Raw genomic sequence first — 20,851 nt, 5'->3', positions numbered from 1 at the left:
TATTATTCAAGTAGGCGAAAACAACACCGGAACCTCAGGCTTGAGAGTCACCGATGCCTAAAAGTAGCCTTAGGACGATACTTATCCGCTCAAGCATACTGGCGGAAATAATCGACAAGTCCTTGGGTAGAAGCTTCACGAGCCTGTGGGCGCGTGCTGGCAGTCAACTGGTTATAGATGTCCTTACCCAATTCTTTACCCAACTCCACGCCCCACTGATCGAAGGAGTTAATCCCCCAAATCACTCCCTGCACAAACACCTTATGCTCATACAGCGCAATCAGCGCCCCTAAGCGTTCAGGATCAAGACGCTCCATCACCAAGGTATTGCTGGGGCGATTCCCCGGAATCACTTTATGGGGGGCTAAGCGCTGCACTTCGGCCTCATCCAAGCCTTTAGCACGCAGCTCGGCTTCAGCTTCGGCTCGGCTTTTACCGCACATCAAAGCCTGACTTTGGGACAAGCAGTTGGCATACAACCAAGCTTGATGATCTGTAACCGGATTATGGCTTTGGACAGGCACGACAAAATCCACCGGAATCAAAGCGGTACCCTGATGTAAAAGCTGATGGTACGCGTGCTGACCATTAGTCCCTACGCCGCCCCAGACTATGGGCCCGGTTGAATAGGAGACAGCCTTACCATCTTGACGCACCGTCTTACCGTTGGACTCCATGTCCATCTGCTGCAAGTGCTTAACAAAGTCACGCAAACAATGGTCGTAAGGCAGAAAGGCGTAGCTTTGAGCATCCCAAAAATTGTGGTACCAAACCCCTAGAAGCCCCATCAAGACCGGCAAATTAGCTTCCAAAGGAGCCTCGCGAAAATGTTGATCCATCGCGTGGGCACCGTGCAACAGGGCTTTGAACTGATCCATCCCCAAAGCAATGGCAATAGGCAAACCAATAGCCGACCACAAAGAATAGCGCCCGCCTACCCAATCCCACATGGGCAAAACCTGATGCTCAGGAATACCAAAGGCCACCGCCGCCGGAATATTACTGGTAACGGCAATAAAGTGTCGGTGTATACAAGCCTCAGAGCCACCCTGATCTAAAAACCACTGGCGAGCCGCCTGCGCGTTTTTTAGGGTTTCCAGCGTGGTAAAGGTTTTGCTCGATACAATAAATAAGGTGCTTTCAGCCTTGAGACAGCGGGTTATTTGATGAAACTCGCTGCTGTCGATGTTAGCCAAATAGTGACAACGAATCCCAGAAGTGTGCGCATAGGGCTGCAAAGCTTCTGTAACCACCTGCGGGCCTAAAAAGGAACCGCCAATGCCAATATTGACCACATCAGTAATGGGATCACCCTTATAACCGCGCCAATCCCGCTGCTGTAGCTGTTGGACAATGCGCTCCATTTGCGCTAAGGCTGCCTGTACTTTTGGCCCTAAAGCTTCGCCCTGCACAACGGGAGCTTCATGAGGTGGCTGGCGCAATGCAATATGCAAAGCGGGGCGCTGCTCTGAGGTATTGATGGCTTGGCCTGCAAACATGGCCTTAATCGCCTGAGGTACACCAGCCTCTTGAGCGAGCGCTACCAGCAAACTTTGAGTTTCCTCTGTGATTAGGTTTTTGGAGTAATCCAAAAACAAACCGCAGGCTGAATGGGAGAATTGCTCAAAGCGGTTCGGATCCTTTGCAAAGACCTCCGACATGGAAAAACCCTGCAAAGCTCCGCGATGGGCTTTGAGTGCCTTCCAACTGATTAAGTCGGTGGGATCTGATACGGGCAGACAATAGCTCATAAAGTACGACCTCTTTTTATTTGTGTTATGTGGCACAACAAGGTTTTTTTCGGGGACACCCACCCTAAGGGCACCAATAAAGCTCCAAGGGCTGATCCAAAAAGGCCCGAATCGGCATTTGACAAGGCTCAAGCTGTAATGCTTGGTTCAGGGTTTCTAACTTAGCCATCCCCTGAACGGCCAAAAATAAGTGCTGGGCTGCACTCAAAACAGGATAAGTGAGCGTCAAACGTGGATGAGGCGCTACAGGAGCCTGCATCGGCAGACACAGAGCAGAGCCATCAGGAGCCAAGGCTTGAGCTAAAGCTGAATTACCCGGAAACAGCGAAGCCGTATGCCCATCCTCCCCCATCCCCAACACCACCACATCAACTGGACGTTTTAGGGCTAACAGGTTTTGGCTTGCTTGGTCAGCAGCCTGTTCCAGATGCGATGCGGGTGTATACAAGCCCACAAACTGAGCTAGGGTCGCTTGATGACGCAACAAATGGGTGCGTACTAAAGCCTCGTTGCTGCCAGGCTGATCGGGAGCCACCCAACGCTCATCCACCAATCCCACCTGAATGCGCGTCCAAGCCAAAGGGTATTCAGACAGCGCTTCAAAAAAAGCGATGGGGCTGCGCCCGCCTGATACCAATAAGCTAGCGTTATCTTGATGCTCCAAGGCTTGGCCTAAGGCTTTAGCCACAGCCGCTGCTAAGGCTTGAGCCTGTTGAGTAGCATCCTGAGCCGTATGGGTACGCACCCCGGCAGGAAATGGAATATCAGAGATCACCATACCAATTCTTCCCGTCGCGAGTGATAAGGGCAATGGAGGCTACTGGGCCCCAAGAACCGGCAGGATAGGGTCTTGGACTGTCACCCTGTTGTTTCCAGCCAGCTATTAACTGATCGCACCACATCCAAGCGTGTTCAATCTCATCTTTGCGCACAAACAGGTTCTGATTGCCCTGCATAACCTCTAGCAACAAGCGTTCATAGGCATCCGGTGTACGCGCCGCTTTATAGGTTTCCGAGAAATTCAACTGCAAAGGATCGCTACGCAACTGCATTCCTTTATCCAAGCCCTGCTCTTTAGTCATCACTTGCAGGGAAATGGCTTCATGGGGCTGCAAACGGATAATCAAGCGATTGCTAATCAAAGCCCGCTGTTCTGGGGCAAAAATGTGGAACGGAGGTTCTTTAAAATAAATAACGATTTGCGATAACTTTTGCGCCATGCGCTTGCCAGTACGCAGGTAAAAAGGCACCCCCGCCCAACGCCAGTTGCGGATTTCGGTACGCAGCGCCACGAACGTTTCGGTATTACTGTGCCGGTTAGCGTTATCTTCTTCGAGATAGCCAGGAACAGAACGACCTTCAGCAAAACCCGCAGTGTATTGGCCACGCACTACTTGACGGGGCAAGAGGTCTGGAGTTATAGGAGCTAGAGCCTTCAGCACCTTCACCTTTTCGTCCCGAATACTATCGGCAGTCAAGTCACTGGGTGGATCCATTGCGATCAAGCACAGCAACTGAAGCAGGTGGTTTTGCAGCATATCTCGCAGTTGACCGGCTTGGTCAAAATATCCCCAGCGCCCTTCAATGCCCACGGTTTCAGCTACCGTGATTTCCACATGGGAAATATGGTTATGGTTCCATTGGGTTTCAAACAGGCTGTTGGCAAAGCGCAAGGCAATCAGGTTTTGAACGGTTTCTTTACCCAGATAGTGGTCAATCCGATAGATGCGATTTTCTGGGAAGTAGCGCGCTACCGCATCGTTGACCACTCGTGAGGAGGCTAAATCATGTCCAATGGGCTTTTCCAACACTACTCGCGTCTGATCCGCTAACCCAGCCTGCGCCAATCCGGTACAGATGGACTCATACAGGGCCGCTGGGGTTGCAAAATAGGCTATCAGTTGATCCTGACCCTCAATGTGCTCGGCCAAAATGGTTTTGTAGTCTTCCGTATTTAAGAAATTGAGGCTGAGGTATTCGATACGATTCAAAAAACGCTGCAACACGCTTTGATCCAACTCATTAGCGGGCGTATGGCGGCGAACATGCTCATCAATCAAAGCCAAGGGATGCACTTCTTCACGCTGTTCCCGAGACAGCGCTAGAATTCGAGTTTCATTATGCAAAAGACCGGCGCGATCCAGTTGGTACAGAGCCGGAAATAGTTTACGCAAAGCCAAATCGCCCAAGGCACCAAAGAGCGCAAAGGCACAGGGAGTCAGAGGTCGTAAATTCATAATATATTGTTCTTATAACAAGATTTTGAGTAATCTAATCCCGTAAAATTGAGTTATCAACCTATTTTTTCATATAAAAACAACAAAAAAGCAGTTGATTTTTGGATTAGCCCGTTCAATACCATCCTCTTTCAGTGAGGCAAAGCCTTAGCACCTGATCAATTCCAGTAAGCTTGTGCCCGTCATTTCCGGCGGCTGAGGTAGCCCTAACAGTGCCAATACAGAGGGAGCAACGTCGGCCAAAACACCGCCGCTACGAATGCCAACAGCCCGTGGGCCTACATAGATGAAAGGCACTTGCTCGCAGGTATGGGCGGTATGGGCTTGCCCCGTGGTGTTATCCAACATCTGTTCTACGTTACCGTGATCGGCAGTGATTAAAGCTTCGCCGCCGAGCTGTTGCAGACTGTCCAGCACACGCCCTAAGCACCGATCCAAGCACTCTACCGCTTTGATAGCGGCTTCGAGATTTCCGGTATGTCCTACCATGTCGCCGTTGGCGTAATTGACAATAATGAGGTCAAAACGCTGTTGCTGAATGGCTTTGATGAGTTGATCCGTAATGACTTCGGCACTCATCTCAGGTTGAAGGTCGTAGGTGGCTACCGAGGGAGAAGCAATCAGGACGCGCTCCTCTCCGACAAAAGGCTCTTCACGCCCGCCAGAAAAGAAGAAGGTCACATGAGCATATTTCTCGGTTTCTGCAAGCCGCAACTGAGTTTTGCCAGACTGGGCCAGATACTCCCCTAAGGTGTTCTTTAGTTCAGAGGGAGGAAAAGCGCAGGAGGTAGGCAGATCAGCCGCGTACTGTGTCAAAGTGACAAAATCAGCCAAGGTTGGCCAAGAGCGCCGCTGAAAACCTTGGAACTTAGGCTCGACAAAGGCTTTAGTCAGTTGCCGTGCCCGATCCGCCCGAAAATTCATAAAAATAACCACATCGCCTTCGGTAATAGGAGCGGCCTTACCGATGCGCGTGGCTTTTACAAACTCGTCGGACTCCCCTCGCTCATAAGCCGCATTTAGAGCGGTCAGTGCGGTATCAGCCTGATATTCGGCACTCCCCTCGGTCATCAACTCGTAGGCGGCTTGAATGCGCTCCCAGCGGTTGTCCCGATCCAAGGCGTAATAACGACCGATAAGGGTAGCAATGCGGCCAACACCCGAGCGAATGCAGGCCTTTTCCAAGGCCTCAAGGGGAGCCTGAGCACTTTTAGGCGGAGTATCACGTCCATCTAAAAAGAGGTGCAAGTAAACTCGCGGCGCGCCCCGACGCACCGCCAATTCCAGCATAGCGATTAAGTGGTCTTGATGGCTGTGAACGCCCCCTTCGGAAGCTAACCCCAGTATATGTATAGCTTTGTTAGCCGCCACGGCCCTGTCTACCGCAGTGCATAGGCTGGGGTTATCGAAGAAATCTCCGTCTTGAATGGCTTTAGTAATACGGGTGAAGTCTTGGTATAGAACCCGTCCAGCGCCCAAGTTCATATGACCCACTTCGGAGTTACCCATTTGCCCCTCAGGTAATCCGACGGCCATACCGGAAGCCTCAATCAGGCCGTGGGGAGCCGAGCGCAAGAGTGCATCATAGGTCGGCGTATGGGCCGCATGGATGGCATTGTGTTCGGGGTTCGTCCTATGGCCAAAGCCGTCTAGGATGATTAAAACCCTTGGTTTTGGATGCATACTCATGACTTTTATCTCCTTCAGGCAGTGAACAAAATGACGGGGGGTTCTGGGGTTTTACTTCCACCAGTACTCGGCTTGAATGCCAAAATTTCCCCCGTGACGATCTGAGCCAAAGGCCCCCGTACGCGACAGCGTTGTATCGGGATCGGCGGCACGCTGGGCAGCACGGTTCCACACGGCGTAGGTGTAATACAGGCGAATTTCGGGACGCTCCCAAAAGCCCATGCCACCGGGAGACCAAGTCGGAGCAATGGTGAATTTGGTCAGCTTGCGTGTGCCATCCGTAGCCTTGATCTGGTCATGGCCCACTTCAGCAGCGAGCTTGAACTGTTCTGTCAAGGCATAAACCGGCCTTACCCCCATAGACAGCCAACGTGCGTTATCACCATCAGGGCGCACATCTTTTTGGTATACCACCTGAAATTGGCCCCCGAAGCGTTTGGTGGTCTGCCAATCGAAGTACTCCACCACGCGCCAGCTTTTATTCTCTTTGTCCAGATTGGTGTTGCCGGTATAACCCAAGCCTGTGCCTGGGCCTTCACCGTACTGCACGGCAAAAGTGTTGAACTTTCCGCCCAAAAAGCCCGCTTGCTTATGTTGAACGCTAACCGCCCAACCGCTGTGCTTATCGCTGCCACCGGGCTCTTGCAGATAGCTGATTCCTAACTGTACTTCACCACCTGGATTGGTTTTAAAACCATTGATGTTGAAGTCATGGCGGTTCACATAGGGATTTTGCCAATAGCTGTCTTTGCGTGAAAAAACGTAGCTGTAGCGCAGATCCCCAATAGGCACCTCATCAAAACCAAAGCCAGTAGCACTTTGGTTCCAGTAATAAAAGTCGGTCATATGAATGTCGTTTCGCTTGTAGTAACGACGACCGAGCCAGAAGTTACCGCCATTAAGTACAGCAGCATTCTTCCACTCCACGAACAGTTGTTGAAAACGTGAAGAGCCCCCGCCATGTTCGTTAGAGTCTTTAAACTTAGGCATATGTCCTATGGGGTTATAGAAGCCGCCCATCGCCATGCCGCTAATGGTTGAACCATCCCCCAATTGAGCAAACTCCTGAGTCCAAGCCAGCTCACTCCACTGCTCACACTCGTTACCCAAACGGTATTTAGAGGGTGCTCCCGGTAGTTGAAAGCAGGACTGTGTGCCTCCCTTGGTAGTACCGCCCGCCCCAAGGCGGTAATAGCCGCTGAAATCAGCCGCTAAGGCATTGGGGGCCATACAGCACAAAATCGTTGATAATCCATAGGCTGTTAGCGGTAGATGTCTTAATGAAATGAACATGATAGATCTATCCCAACTTATTATTATTTTTGGGTTAAAGCGCTGTCTTTGAAATGCCCCCGCCCAGACTGTTACATGGTAAGGGCCGAGCGTTTTAGACAGCGCTATCTCTTTGATAGCGCTAGGTTTCCCTTTAGCCAAAGGGCTTTAGGTATTCACAACATCCGAGGTCAAACGGACGGTATAGGCGTTCACCCCATCAATCAGAACAGATAGTCTGTACTGATAAAACCGGAGTGACGGTTGTGAATGATGTCACTAATCAACTGTTTGTTATCTGCCTGGAACTTGGTAGCCACTAGCGTACGAATTGAAAACACCCGCAGAGCGTCATGCACTGACAAAGTGCCTTCTGCCGAGTTTTTGCGGCCATTGAAGGGGAAACTGTCTGGCCCGCGCTGGCATTGAGTATTGATGTTGATACGCCCTACCTGATTGGCAAAAGCATCCACCAATAAGCCGATCTGCTGCGGATTAGTACCAAAGAGGCTCAGTTGCTGACCATAGTCGGACTCGCGCACATAGTTGATGACAGTGTGCAGATCGCGGTAAGGCACCACAGGAATCAAGGGGCCAAATTGCTCTTCTTGATACAGACGCATCTCTGGGGTGACGGGATAGAGCACCGCAGGATAGAAGAAGCTTTCCCGCACTTCGCCGCCGCCCGGATTAGTGATGCGAGCACCTTTGGCTAGAGCATCCGAAACCAGTGACTGTAAGTAATCCGGTTTGCCCAACTCAGGTAATGGAGTTAGCGCTACTCCAGTATCCCAAGGCATACCGGGCTTAAGGGCAGCCAGTTTCTGGTTGAATTTCTCTAGGAAAGAGTCCGCGATGGATTCGTGTACAAACAGGATTTTCAAAGCAGTGCAGCGTTGGCCATTAAAGGACAGCGCACCGGTGATGGCCTCGTTGACTGCGTTATCCAGATCCACTTCGGGTAGCACAATGCCAGGGTTTTTAGCATCCAATCCCAATACAGCTCGCAGACGATGGGGACGAGGGTGCAGCTTCTTCAAATCGCTGGCCACTTTATTAGTGCCGATAAAGGCGAACACATCAATCTTACCGCTGCTCATCAAGGGGCTAACGGTTTCGCGGCCATCGCCGTAGATAATGTTGATGACACCTGCTGGAAAACTGTCACGGAAGGCTTCCAGCAACGGACGGATCAGCAATACCCCGAACTTCGCCGGTTTAAAGATCACCGTATTGCCCATAATCAGGGCCGGAATCAGGGTAGTGAAGGTTTCATTCAGTGGGTAATTGTAAGGCCCCATGCACAGCACCACGCCCAGCGGCACGCGGCGAATCTGGCCCAGTGTGCCCTGCTCCAGCTCAAAGCGACTGGAGCGACGATCCAGTTCTTTTAGTGCCTGAATAGTGTCGAGGATGTAGTCGCAGGTACGGTCAAATTCCTTTTCTGAGTCCTTCAGGTTTTTGCCGATTTCCCACATCAGCAGCTTGACCACGGTGTCACGTTGTTCACGCATACGACCTAAAAAGGCTTCAACGTGCTGAATGCGTTCGGCAACGGAACGGGTTGGCCAGAAGCCTTGACCGTTGTCATAGGCTTGCACCGCAGCATCCAGCGCACTTAAAGCGGCTTTGGCATCCAGCAAGGGCGTGCTGCCTAAGACTACCTGTTGATCACCTTGGGGCGTGTTGAGGTAAACAGGGCTGTAGACGGTCGCTAAAGCGCCCTCCCAACGGCACAATTCGCCCTCAATCAGGTATTCGCGCTGTTCAATAGGATTGCCTAAACGAAAGACTTCGGGAATTTCGTTGGCTTTAGGAAACAGGTTATGCAGACGAGATTCTTGGCTCATAGCGGTTAGTCTCAAAGGTGTGGGGTTAACGGCTACGGCGTTTCAGCAGTTCCGAGGCACTGTAGGGCGCCGCTCCCTGCAAAGCCTCTTCGATGCGTAACAGTCGATTGTATTTACCCACCCGATCCGAGCGACACAAAGAGCCGGTCTTGATTTGGCCAGCGCGGGTAGCTACGGCCAGATCAGCAATAGTGGTGTCTTCGGTTTCACCGGAGCGATGGGAAATCACCGCGTTATAGCCCGCCTGTTGCGCCATGCGGATGGCCTCTAGGGTTTCACTCAGGCTGCCGATTTGGTTGTATTTGATCAGGATGGCGTTGGCGATACCTTTGTCGATACCTTCCTTGAGGATACGGGTATTGGTGACAAAGAGGTCATCACCTACGAGCTGCACCTTCTGACCCAATTGCTGGGTAAGCTGCTTCCAGCCATCCCAGTCGCTTTCATCCATACCGTCCTCAATTGAGGCGATGGGATAGCGCTCGCACAGGCCGCCAAGGTAGTCTGCAAAGCCTTTAGAATCAAAGGTTTTACCTTCACCGGATAACTGGTATTGCCCCTCGTGGTAAAACTCTGAGGAGGCACAGTCAAGGGCCAGAGTAATATCCCGTCCTAATTGATAGCCAGCGCGTTCAACCGCTTGCTGAATCACCACCAAGGCCTCCTCGTTGGAGGCCAGTGAAGGTGCAAAACCGCCCTCATCACCCACCGCAGTGCTCAAGCCCCGCTCTGAGAGCACTTGTTTTAGGCTGTGGAACACCTCAGCACCCATGCGCAGCGCCTCGCGAAAGCTGGTAGCGCTGATGGGCTGAATCATGAACTCTTGCAGATCGACGTTATTGTCTGCATGTTCACCACCATTGATGATGTTCATCATGGGGACTGGCAGGCTGTATTGACCGGGTGTGCCGTACAGATTAGCCAAATGGGCATACAGCGGTAGACGTTGGGATTTAGCCGCCGCTTTAGCCGCTGCTAAGGATACCGCTAAGATGGCGTTGGCCCCCAACAAACGCTTATTGTCGGTGCCATCTAACTCCAACATGGCCCCATCCAACGCCTGCTGATTGAGGGCATCCAATCCCAATACTCGTTCCCGAATCGCGTGGTTGACGTTCTCTACGGCTTTTGTCACGCCCTTGCCCTTGTAACGCACTGCACCGTCACGCAGCTCCAGTGCTTCCCGGCTCCCCGTAGAAGCGCCAGAGGGTACGCTGGCCGTACCACAACTACCATCCTGTAGGACAATGGTGGCCTCTACGGTGGGATTGCCCCGAGAGTCCAAAATTTCGTGGGCAACGAGGCTTTGGATTGAGGTCGCAGACTTAGTCATGGTGGCAGTCCTCCTGCAAGGTGCTGGTGTGGGTGTGCCTATCTTCAGGCAGTAGCTCCTGTTGTTCGGCGTAGCAGGCGCGGATGTCAAAATCACGCGGCCAGTCGATGGGCTGTTCAGCCTGAGTTTGGGTCACAGATGACATGGCAAACCTCCTTAACGAATCAGATCGCCAACACACAAAATGTGCAGAGTGTTGGTACCTCCGGGCGCATTGAAGGCATCACCTTTAGTCAGCAGTACCAGATCGCTATCACACACCAAATGACGCTGCACCAGCTCCTGTACGGCTTTGGCATTTAGGTCTGGCTCACCCTTCCGCTGAGTATCAAAGGGTATAGGGTGCACACCCCGAAACAGTGCTACCCGACTTTGGGTTTCAGGATGAGGGGAGAAGGCATAAATCGGCAAATGGGAGCGAATCCGCGACATCAGGCGTGGGGTATCGCCGCTTTCGGTCAGACAGATGATGGCGGCCACACCTTCTAGGTGGTTGGCGGCGTACATAGCTGAGAGCGCGATGGTTTCGTCGATTTTGTGGAATACTTGATCCATACGGTGCTTGGAGCGATGCGCCAGCGGGTGCTTTTCCGCGCCGAGGATGATGCGGTTCATAGCTTCGATGGTTTCTACCGGATAAGCACCGGTCGCCGTTTCCGCCGACAGCATTACCGCATCGGTGCCATCCAGTACCGCGTTAGCCACGTCAAAGACTTCGGCACGGGTCGGCAGAGACTGGGTAATCATGGTTTCCATCATCTGGGTCGCCGTGATTACTGCGCGGTTCAACACCCGGGCGCGCTCAATGATGCGCTTTTGCACACCCACCAATTCTGCATCGCCGATTTCTACACCCAGATCACCACGCGCTACCATCACGGCCTCAGAGGCTAAAATGATGTCGTCCAGCACTTGAGGATCGGCTACCGCTTCGGCGCGCTCAATCTTGGCCACCAGACCGGCATTACCACCCGCCTCTTGCATCAGACGGCGCGCGTACTGCATGTCTGCGGCATCACGCGGGAAGGACACAGCCAGATAATCGACCTGCATGCTGGCTGCTGTCTTGATGTCTTCGCAGTCTTTCTCGGTCAAGGCGGAAGCGGAAAGGCCGCCGCCTTTGCGGTTGATGCCTTTGTTATTGGATAGAGGCCCGCCTACCAATACTTCACAGATCAAACGATGGGCTTCTACGGTTAGGGTTTTTAACTCGACACGACCATCATCCAGCAGCAGAATGTCACCCGGCTGACTGTCGGTAATCAAAGCCTCATAGTCGATGCCCACTTGAGTAGCATCACCGGCGTTTTTGTCTAACTGGGCATCCAGAATAAAGGTCTGACCTTTTTGTAGCTGTACCTTACCTTCGGCAAAGCGCGAGATACGGATTTTCGGCCCTTGCAAATCAGCCAAGATAGCTACAAAACGACCTAAACGCGCCGCAATCTCCCGGACTCGGGTAGCGCGGGCTATGTGTTCTTCCGCTTTTCCGTGGGAAAAATTCAAACGTACTACATCTACTCCGGCGCGGATCAGCCCTTCTAAGGCTTCCACAGATTCAGTTGCTGGGCCGAGGGTAGCCACAATTTTTGTTCTACGCAGCATAATATTTAGTCCTTAAGAAATGGATCACGGCAGGCCATCAATTCAAAGCATCAAGGGCTTCACGGCAGGATGTTTGAATGCGAGACCAATCACGGGCTTGAACCCAAGCTCGCTCCAACATCCAAGTGCCCCCCACGCACATCACATTGGGTTGGGCCATGTACTGCCGGACGTTGTCTGGGTTAACCCCCCCAGTGGGGCAAAAGGCAATATTGTTGAAGGGGCCGCTGAACGCTTTAAGCGCAGGAATTCCGCCCGCAATCTCCGCGGGGAACAGTTTGAAACGCCGATAACCTAAGGCGTAACCCAGCATAATGCCTGAGGCACTGCTCACACCGGGTAATAAAGGCACAGAATAGTTACGTCCGGCTTGGAGCAGCTCTGGTGTGCTACCCGGAGTCACAATAAATTGAGCCCCCACTTGGATAGCCTCATGCAGCATTTGGTTGTCTAACACTGTACCGGCCCCAATACACATCTGAGGCCGCTCTGCGCGCAACAGGCGAATGGCTTCCAAACCCCATTCAGAGCGCAGGGTTATTTCCAGCGTGTTCAGACCACCAGCGGCAATAGCATCGGCCATGGGCAAAATATCTTCGGCCCGTTCAATGGTGATCACTGGCAGAATTTTGGCGTTTCGACACCACTGGTCGATCAGAGCCGTTTTTTCTGCCATACAAGGCTGTGGATGAGCTTGGCTATTCATTTCAGTGAGTCCTCAAAGGAGCAATGAGAAAAATTCACAGCCTTGCCACAAAGCGCCATGAATTGGCAGAGCGAGATACGCAGCATGGATAAGCTATAAGATAGCGCTACCCAAAAAACGTAAAGGATCAGAGTCGGCATACAGCAGTTACCAAGACGTTGGTGCTTATAAAGCAATGGCTTAGGATTTTTGTTTTTTTACAACACCTACGGATCAATAAAAGCATTTTTTATCAAATCAATCAACATTTGATGTAATAAAAACAATATCCCACAAAACAGCGCGGGCTCGCTCCACAGACTGTAAAGGCTTAGGTTAAAGTAGCCACTGCCCTCTGTTCCTAGGAATTGATATGGATAATGCTCGTAATCTGCTGGAACGGATTCAAACGCGCCTAAAAGATCTAAATAAGGCTGAGCGCAAGGTAGCTGAAGTCATTTTGCAATCACCTGAGCAAGCCACCCGCTACAGCATTGCTTTGCTGGCCCAGGCCGCTCAGGTCAGTGAGCCGACGATTAATCGCTTTTGCCGCTCATTTGGGATCAGTGGTTACCCTGAGTTAAAGCTACAGCTCGCCCAGAGTTTGGCCAGCGGTGCCGCTTACGTCAGTTGTGCCGTAGAGGCCAACGATAGCCCCGAAGCCTATACGCGCAAAATCTTCAGCAGCACCATGGCTTCGCTGGACAGTGCCTACCAAATGCTAGACCCCAAGACCATTGATAAAGCCGTGGACTTGTTGGTACAAGCACGCCAAATTCATTTCTTCGGGCTTGGAGCTTCGGCTTCAGTGGCGCAGGATGCACAGCATAAGTTTTTCCGCTTCAACCTCGCCGTTTCGGCCCACAGCGATGTTCTGATGCAGCGTATGCTGGCTTCTGTGGCCCATACGGGGGACTTGTTTGTAATTATTTCCTACACCGGGCGCACCCGTGAGTTGGTAGATATAGCAGAGTTAGCCCGCAAAAACGGAGCCTCGGTGCTGGGCTTGACGGCAGCAGGATCACCCTTAGCTCAGGTTTGCACCCTAAGCTTGGACATTCCTCTGCCTGAGAACACGGATATTTATATGCCCATGACCTCACGAATTATTCAACTGACGGTGCTGGATGTACTGGCTGCTGGGGTAACTTTACGCCGAGGAGCAGACTTCCAACCCCATCTACGCAAAATCAAGGAGAGCCTAAACTCGACCCGTTATCCCAATGATAAGGAGTCACTTTAGTCTCAGACCGTTGAAGAATTAAGCGGGCGTACTCCTAGGATGGCGCTGTTGCAACCTAGGGATACACCCATGCCTTAACTTATGCCCAAAAGTTTTAAAATTTTAGCGCTTTAGCCACACTGCTGTACTAGCTGGAAGCTTGCCTGCCTCAGGTAAGGCTTCGCTGGATAGCAGTACCTGGCTACCGCTGGGTAACGCCGCAGTCTGTTCTCCCAGATTGATTACGACACGAATATCCCCATTATCGAAGGCCAGCACGTCCTTATCGGCTTCAACCCAGTGTAACTTGCCGTCACCTAACCTATGCTCGTGACGCAGCTTCAGAAGATTCCGATACAGGTTCAGGGTGGAATCAGACTGCTTCTCTTGGCGATCTACTGCATAACCTGCATACGAAGCAGGCTGAGGTAGCCAAGTTTTGTTGCTTGGGCCAAAGCCGAACGATGGCGCATCAGCTTTCCAAGGTAGAGGGACACGGCAACCGTCACGCCCGATTTCTTCACCCTTAGTACGCAGGAACATAGGATCTTGACGGTATTTATCTTCCATGGTGGTGTGCTCAGGTAAGCCTAGCTCCTCCCCCTGATAGATGTAGGTCGAACCGGGTAAGGCTAAGGTCAACATGGCCAAAGCACGAGCGCGACGCAGGCCTAGTGCCTCATCCGGCTGCGGAGTATTGGGGCCAATGCCATTACCGGGCAGAGCATACTTACCTTGGTCTTTCAGGCTATAGCCGTAACGCGAGGGCGCACGTACCACATCGTGGTTGGAAGTCACCCAAGTAGTCGGAGCCTTCACCGTAGTAGTTAAGGCTATCGAACTGTCGATAACATTCTTGAACGCAGTCGCATCCCATTGGGTCATCAGATAGTCGAAGTTAAAGGCTTGATCCATCTCATCAGAACGAATGTACTGAGCCAGTCGTTCACGCGGACTGACCCAAGCCTCAGCCACCATAATCCGCTGACCTGGATATTCGTCGAGAATTTTGCGCCATGAGCGGTAGATCTCATGCACACCCTCCTGATCCCACATGGGGCCGACCAGAGCACCAGCGTTCTCCCGACCTTCTTCTATCACCAAATCGGCCATTTTCGGCTCTTTAATCAAGCCATGTGCCACATCAATCCGAAAGCCATCCACGCCGCGATCCAGCCAGAAACGTAGTACCTGCTCGAACTCGGCGCGCACCACCGGATTTTCCCAGTTCAGATCGGGTTGCTTGCTGTCAAATAAGTGCAAATACCATTGCTTTTCGCCCGGTACTCGATCCCACGCCGACTGACCAAACACGCTCGGCCAATTGTTGGGCGGCAGCTCACCGTTCTCACCACGGCCATCACGAAAAATATAACGAGCGCGTTCGGGGCTACCGGGTTTGGCCTTCAATGCTGCTTGAAACCAAGCATGTTCGTCGGAAGTGTGGTTGGGGACTAGGTCTACGATCACCTTCATACCCCGCGCATGGCTTTCCTTCAGTAGACGCTCGAAGTCTTCATTGCTGCCAAACATCGGATCAACCAACCGATAATCGGCCACGTCGTAACCAGCGTCGGCTTGAGGTGATTTATAGAAGGGCGATAGCCAGAGTGCATCTACACCCAGCTTATCCAAATAGGACAGCCGCGAGACGATACCCGGTAGATCACCAATACCATCACCATCGCTATCGGCAAAAGAGCGTGGGTAAATTTGGTAAATTACTGAGTCACGAGCCCAATCTTCCTTGGGTTGGGTAGGTTGTAAGTTAGCTGCGTAGGCACTTCCGTAAAGGGAAGAGATGGATAAAGCGACCGCAGTCGCAAGAGCCGTAGTCAGAAATTTACGACGAAACATACAAGCTTCCTATTGTTAGGATTATGGGTAAGCAAGCTGTGGGCGCGTCTCTTACGCCCTATAATTTCTTCAATACATTCAGACCAGAAGGATGAATCACCTCACAAGGTTTAGTAGCCTCAAGCCGATGTATTTATTGTTTTATTACAAACAACAATACTTATATAGCATATATAAATACACTTAACACCAAAAATATTTGCAATAAAACAACATTTAATATTCAACTGCTGGAGGCAGCGCCATTAGTTCTGGGCTTAAAGAGATAACCTCGGCACGAACATCCCCCGTCCGAGGACATGGACACTTATATGTCCACATCCTCAAGGATTATTCCGTCAAGGATTTTAGAGGCGCTGGCGGCCAATGCAGCCTTGCGCTGGGGAATAGAGCAGCTTTAGTGCAAGGATTTAAGACTGGCCGTAAATACGCTAGCTCCCTGTTCGGCGGAGCTGAACGCCGCGCGCATAAAGGCAAAAAGCTCACGCCCGCAACCAATCTCACCCAGATGACTGGGCGCTATTACAGGACGGCGTTCCAGTTCAGCCGTATCCACCAAAACCTCAAGTATGCCCTTCTGGCCGTCCACACGGATCAGATCGCCATCCTGCACCTTGGCTAAAATCCCACCGTCAATGGCTTCCGGGCATAGGTGTATGGCTGCTGGGACTTTGCCAGAAGCACCCGACATACGCCCATCCGTCACCAAAGCCACTTTAAAGCCTCGGTCTTGGAGCACGCCCAAGTAAGGGGTTAATTTGTGTAATTCCGGCATACCGTTGCTACGTGGCCCTTGGAAACGCACTACCGCTACAAAATCTCGCTCCAACTCACCGGCTTTGAAAGCCTCAGCCAAAGCTTGTTGGTCTTCAAACACACGGGCCGGTGCCTCAACCACTTGATGCTCAGGAGCGACCGCAGAAACCTTCATCACTCCGCGTCCCAGATTGCCGCTCATGACCCGTAAGCCGCCCTCAGGGGAGAAGGGGTTAGTCGCAGGGCGTAAAATCTGCTCATCTAAGCTCTGTTGTGGGCCATCGCGCCACACCAGTTGTTCGCCGTCGATAAAGGGTTCTTGGGTGTAGCGACGCAGCCCACGCCCAACCACGGTTTCTACGTCTTCGTGCAATAAACCAGCATCCAAGAGTTCTCGCACTAAGAAGGCTACCCCACCTGCCGCTTGGAAGTGGTTAATATCCGCTTTACCGTTGGGATAAACTCGGGTCAAGCTGGGCACAACCTCGGACAGATCGGCCATATCCTGCCACGTCAGTTGAATACCCGCCGCTTGCGCCATCGCCGGAAGGTGCAAGGTATGGTTGGTGGAGCCTCCCGTAGCGTGCAAAGCCACTACCGAATTGATGATTACCCGCTCATCCACCAGTTGTCCCAGCGGCATAAACTGGCCACCTTGTTGGGTTAGGCGGGTGACTTGCCGTGTCGCTTCATCGGTCAATAAATGGCGTAGCGGGGTGTCGGGGTTGACGAAGGAGGAGCCGGGTAAGTGCAAGCCCATCACCTCCATCAGCATCTGATTAGTGTTAGCAGTACCGTAGAAGGTACAGGTTCCCGCACCGTGATAAGCCTTCATCTCTGACTCTAACAGCTCGTCACGACTGGCTTTACCTTCAGCATAGCGTTGGCGTACATCAGCTTTTTCTTTATTAGATAGCCCAGACAGCATAGGGCCACTAGGCAAAAATACTGCGGGCAAGTGACCAAAGCGCAACGCCCCCATCAGTAGCCCGGGAACGATCTTGTCGCAAATACCTAAATACAAAGCTGCATCAAACATATTATGCGATAGCGCTATCGCCGTAGATAAGGCGATCACTTCACGGCTAGCCAAGGCTAACTCCATGCCCGGCTCACCCTGGGTTACACCATCGCACATAGCCGGAACGCCCCCAGCCACCTGCCCCACAGACCCAATATCACGCAGTACCTGTTTGATACGCTCAGGATAATGGGCATAGGGTTGGTGGGCTGAAAGCATATCATTGTAGGCGGTGACAATGGCTACGTTGGCGGAGTCCATCAGCCGCAGGCGTTGTTTGTCGCTGCTATCGCAGGAGGCAACACCGTGGGCAAAGTTGGCACACTGCAAATGCCCCCGCTGCGGGCCGGATTCAGCGGCACGCTGAATTAAGCTTAGGTAGCTTTGGCGGGTAGCACGGCTGCGTTCAATCAGGCGTTCAGTCACTTCAAGGACACGGGGATGCATCATCTGGACTCCGTTATTTTTGTATTAAAACAAGATTATTAGCATTGAAAGCGAACAAGTCCAGATTATCAATCATTTTATGCGTAAAAAAACACCGCTAACTGCTTTCCCGCACCATCAACTCAAAACCTAAGTCTTGAGTTCGTTGACCAATAGTATCCCCCTCGATCAGGCTTAGTAATAATTCAGCCGCCCGTTGGCCTATGGCTGCACGAGGAGTACGAATACTGGTTAGGCGCGGCACCGTAAACGCCGACGAAGGCAAATCATTAAAACCCACTATGGATACTTGCTGTGGAATAGAAATGCCCATACGCAGCGCCTCTAATAAAGCACCTTGGGCTAGGTCATCATTACCAAAAAAAATGCCATCTACCTGTGGGTAACGCTGCATCAGTTGGGCAAAGAGCTCGCAGCCTAAGCCAATGCTAGAAGGCTGCGGAGTCAGTACCTCTAACATAGGGTTATAGCAGCGCGCCTTTTGCAAACGATGTCGGAACCCCTCTGCCCTTAATAAGGTACGCTGATCCAACTGAGCGCCCACAAAAGCGATGTGTTTCCGTTGGCGTGCTAATAGGTGTTCAGCGACTGCTGCTCCGGCCTGCACCTGTGAAAAGCCTACACAGTGCAGTCCTACGCCCGAATCCAAATCCATCATATACACACAAGGAATTTGGCTGGCTTCCAGTAAACGACGAGCGCCTTCGGTGCGTTCAAACCCCGTCAACAGCAAACCCTGTGGTTGATGCGCCAAGTACTGACGGATCAGATCCTCTTCTTCATAACGGGAGTAGTGGGCATTACCGATCAGAACCTCTAGGCCATGAGGTCGCATCACTTGATGGATGGACTCTAGCACTTCAATAAACAACTGATTGCCTAGGGAAGGAACTATGACCGCAACGGTCTGACTGCAAGCAGAGGCCAAGGCTCTTGCGGCGGGATTGACCACATAACCTAATTGTTCGGCTGCGCTATGAACGCGGACGGCCAATTCTTCGGTCACACTAGAAATGCCCCGCAAAGCACGGGACGCAGTAATAGGACTGACACCGGCTACCTGTGCAACCTCCTTGAGGGTGGGTCGTCCTTTGGTGCGCGTGCTTTTATCATATCTGGGAGGGCTCATTGGCCAGCAAAACCTCCAAACCGACTTTAGGTAAATCCCATACCTTAAAGACGCTCTGTTTGGCGGCTGTACGAACCGAGTTCCATGCAAGCCTAAGATGACTGAGTAGGAGCCTCGTATAACTCCAAAGGCAAACCATCAGGATCTGCAAAAAACACAAAACGCCTATGGGTATAGGGGTCAATCCGAATGGGTTCAACAGCAATACCCTGTTGCTCCAACTCGTCTCGACAGGATGACACATCCTCAACTTCAAAGGCCAGATGACGAAGGCCGCAGGCCTCAGGATAAGACGGCCTAGGGGGTGCGCCTATAAAAGAAAACAGTTCCACCTGTGCCCCGTCAGGCAGTTGCAGATCCAACTTATACGACTGGCGTTCTGCACGGTAATGTTCTGCCAAAACTTTTAGCCCTAATACCTGAGTATAAAAATGTTTTGATTGAGGATAATCGGAGCAAATAATCGCAGCGTGATGAATACGGCACAGATTCAACATGGCAAGGTTCTCTGAGCGCCCCATGACAGGAGATAAAAAAATCCCAGGTCTAAAGGTGGGGGAAGCGACCTGGGATGTTGGAGCAAAACAAAAAGCTTAGCGATCAAACTTGAGCATAGGGACGGCGGGCATACCAACCATAGGAAGCGATGCCACAGTAGCAACAGGCGGGTACGAATAGAGCAGCCGCTAAGGTAGATAAGTCCGCCGCAAAACCTGTCAGCGGTGGAATGATGGCACCCCCTACAATGGCACAGCAGATTAAACCCGAACCCTCAGCGGCGCGCTCACCCAAACCTTCAGAAGCTAAGGTAAAGATGGTGGGAAACATAATGGCATTAAACAGTCCTACGGCCAGCAACGTCCAACCCGCGAGGCTGCCTGTGGTATTGGCAGAGATCGAAATGAGGACAATGGCCGAGCTGGCCACAAACGCCAACAGCTTACCGGGCGAATAACGGCGCAACAGCGCAGAGCCAATAAAGCGGCCTACCATAGCGCCACCCCAATACAGGGCTACATGTTTACCCGCATCCTCTGCTGACAAATGCATGGTAGAGGGCAACATCAAATAATCGGTCATTAAGCTGCCAATGGTGACCTCAGCCCCCACATATAAAAAGATACCTGCCGTTCCAAAGGCAAAACGGGGTTGTTTGAGTAAGGTCAAGGTAGAGAAGAAGTTATGGGGCTGCTGATCAGATACTGATTTAAGCTGGTTTCTTTGCAACCAAACCACTAGGGTCACCACAGCGATGATGAGGGCAATCCCTATATAAGTATGGCTAATAACACTGGCTTCTTCGGCTAAAAAAGCAGTCAACTCAGAGGCTGACAGACTGCTAGTATCCACCTCATTAAAAGCCCCCAGAATCAAAATCGCACCAACATAGGGAGCTACCGTAGTTCCCAACGAATTAAAGCCCTGCGCCAAGGTTAAACGGCTATGGGAAGTAGACACAGGCCCCAACAAAGACAGCAGTGGATTGGCCACTACCTGCACCACTGTTACCCCAACGGCTAGGATAAACAAAGCCCCTAAAAAGGCTGGAAAAAATGCGGCACTGGTCGCTGGAATAAACAACAAACACCCGGCAGCCATAGTGGTTAATCCAACCACAGCAGCCCTCATATAACCGATGCGCGCTATCAGTAAACCCGCTGGAATGGAGGCCACAAAATAAGCAAAGAAAAACGCTGACTGCACCAGCATAGCCTCGGTGTAACTGAGGCTAAACAGACTTTTTAACTTAGGTACCAGCACATCATTTAAGCTGGTCAAACTGCCGAAAATAAAAAATAACGCAAATACAAATAAGCTCAGGCGCTGTTGCGAATCGGAACAAGCAACCTCTTGTCCTTTGACGGATATGTCGATGGCGGCCATGAAAGAGAATCCTTTGTTGTACTTGTTGGTGGTGTTCAACGAAATCAATACAAAAACCACAGTCTGTTATATCTGTGAAAAATCTCCTTAAACCGAAACTAAGGTAGCGCTAT

16 protein-coding genes are annotated in these 20,851 nt (G+C 51.6%); 1 reads left to right on the top strand and 15 read right to left on the bottom strand.

Annotation, left to right across the window (positions count from 1 at the left end; genetic code table 11):
* Nucleotides 1-89 precede the first annotated feature (89 nt).
* From pgi to LX59_RS04545, 10 genes are all read right to left on the bottom strand, one after another.
* Entirely contained in the window at nucleotides 90-1,751 is a 1,662-nt protein-coding gene (gene pgi / locus LX59_RS04585) for a glucose-6-phosphate isomerase (RefSeq protein WP_144570650.1), read from the bottom strand.
* A 64-nt stretch (nucleotides 1,752-1,815) separates the two neighbouring features.
* Nucleotides 1,816-2,529: a 6-phosphogluconolactonase gene (gene pgl / locus LX59_RS04580; protein WP_144570649.1), complete on the bottom strand. Its 714-nt coding sequence runs from the start codon at nucleotides 2,527-2,529 to the stop codon at nucleotides 1,816-1,818.
* Nucleotides 2,516-3,988 carry a glucose-6-phosphate dehydrogenase gene (gene zwf / locus LX59_RS04575; RefSeq protein ID WP_144570648.1) on the bottom strand — a complete coding sequence of 491 codons (1,473 nt, stop codon included), beginning with the start codon at nucleotides 3,986-3,988 and terminating at the stop codon, nucleotides 2,516-2,518. Before zwf ends, pgl begins: the two co-directional genes overlap by 14 nt.
* 147 nt (nucleotides 3,989-4,135) lie before the next feature.
* On the bottom strand, nucleotides 4,136-5,677 hold the full coding sequence (gene gpmI, locus LX59_RS04570; RefSeq protein WP_144570647.1) for a 2,3-bisphosphoglycerate-independent phosphoglycerate mutase: 1,542 nt from the start codon (nucleotides 5,675-5,677) through the stop codon (nucleotides 4,136-4,138).
* A 51-nt stretch (nucleotides 5,678-5,728) separates the two neighbouring features.
* A complete protein-coding gene (locus LX59_RS04565) occupies nucleotides 5,729-6,907 on the bottom strand; it encodes a maltoporin (protein ID WP_246118677.1) in 1,179 nt (392 codons plus the stop codon).
* A gap of 266 nt (nucleotides 6,908-7,173) precedes the next feature.
* Nucleotides 7,174-8,799: an NADP-dependent glyceraldehyde-3-phosphate dehydrogenase gene (locus LX59_RS04560; protein WP_144570645.1), complete on the bottom strand. Its 1,626-nt coding sequence runs from the start codon at nucleotides 8,797-8,799 to the stop codon at nucleotides 7,174-7,176.
* Between the two features lie 25 nt (nucleotides 8,800-8,824).
* Entirely contained in the window at nucleotides 8,825-10,132 is a 1,308-nt protein-coding gene (gene eno / locus LX59_RS04555) for a phosphopyruvate hydratase (RefSeq protein ID WP_144570644.1), read from the bottom strand.
* Entirely contained in the window at nucleotides 10,125-10,277 is a 153-nt protein-coding gene (locus LX59_RS15560; RefSeq protein WP_170234332.1) for a hypothetical protein, read from the bottom strand. The genes eno and LX59_RS15560 overlap by 8 nt, the downstream gene beginning before the upstream one ends.
* Nucleotides 10,278-10,288: 11 nt before the next feature.
* Nucleotides 10,289-11,737 (bottom strand): pyruvate kinase, encoded by a 1,449-nt coding sequence (pyk, locus tag LX59_RS04550; protein ID WP_144570643.1) that lies wholly within the window; start codon nucleotides 11,735-11,737, stop codon nucleotides 10,289-10,291.
* 37 nt (nucleotides 11,738-11,774) lie between these two features.
* Entirely contained in the window at nucleotides 11,775-12,443 is a 669-nt protein-coding gene (locus LX59_RS04545) for a bifunctional 4-hydroxy-2-oxoglutarate aldolase/2-dehydro-3-deoxy-phosphogluconate aldolase (RefSeq protein ID WP_246118669.1), read from the bottom strand.
* A gap of 352 nt (nucleotides 12,444-12,795) precedes the next feature.
* On the opposite strand from LX59_RS04545, the gene LX59_RS04540 reads away from it, so the two are divergent.
* A complete protein-coding gene (locus LX59_RS04540; protein WP_144570642.1) occupies nucleotides 12,796-13,665 on the top strand; it encodes a MurR/RpiR family transcriptional regulator in 870 nt (289 codons plus the stop codon).
* Between the two features lie 102 nt (nucleotides 13,666-13,767).
* Here LX59_RS04540 and LX59_RS04535 read toward each other — a convergent pair whose 3' ends face one another.
* The 5 genes from LX59_RS04535 to LX59_RS04515 all read right to left on the bottom strand — a co-directional run bounded on the left by LX59_RS04535 (nucleotide 13,768) and on the right by LX59_RS04515 (nucleotide 20,738).
* On the bottom strand, nucleotides 13,768-15,501 hold the full coding sequence (locus LX59_RS04535) for a glycoside hydrolase family 13 protein (protein WP_144570641.1): 1,734 nt from the start codon (nucleotides 15,499-15,501) through the stop codon (nucleotides 13,768-13,770).
* 397 nt (nucleotides 15,502-15,898) lie between these two features.
* Nucleotides 15,899-17,725 (bottom strand): phosphogluconate dehydratase, encoded by a 1,827-nt coding sequence (edd, locus tag LX59_RS04530; RefSeq protein ID WP_144570689.1) that lies wholly within the window; start codon nucleotides 17,723-17,725, stop codon nucleotides 15,899-15,901.
* 97 nt (nucleotides 17,726-17,822) lie between these two features.
* Nucleotides 17,823-18,854 (bottom strand): HTH-type transcriptional regulator GntR, encoded by a 1,032-nt coding sequence (gene gntR, locus LX59_RS04525; RefSeq protein WP_144570640.1) that lies wholly within the window; start codon nucleotides 18,852-18,854, stop codon nucleotides 17,823-17,825.
* Between the two features lie 92 nt (nucleotides 18,855-18,946).
* Nucleotides 18,947-19,351, bottom strand: coding sequence for an SMU1112c/YaeR family gloxylase I-like metalloprotein (gene gloA2, locus LX59_RS04520; RefSeq protein ID WP_170234331.1), 405 nt, complete (start codon nucleotides 19,349-19,351; stop codon nucleotides 18,947-18,949).
* Nucleotides 19,352-19,454: 103 nt separating this feature from the next.
* Nucleotides 19,455-20,738, bottom strand: coding sequence for a sugar MFS transporter (locus LX59_RS04515; protein ID WP_144570639.1), 1,284 nt, complete (start codon nucleotides 20,736-20,738; stop codon nucleotides 19,455-19,457).
* Between the last annotated feature and the right edge of the window lie 113 nt (nucleotides 20,739-20,851).

It is taken from the genome of Azomonas agilis (assembly GCF_007830255.1).
Lineage (GTDB): Bacteria > Pseudomonadota > Gammaproteobacteria > Pseudomonadales > Pseudomonadaceae > Azomonas > Azomonas agilis.
This window is presented reverse-complemented; position numbering and strand designations above follow the sequence as displayed.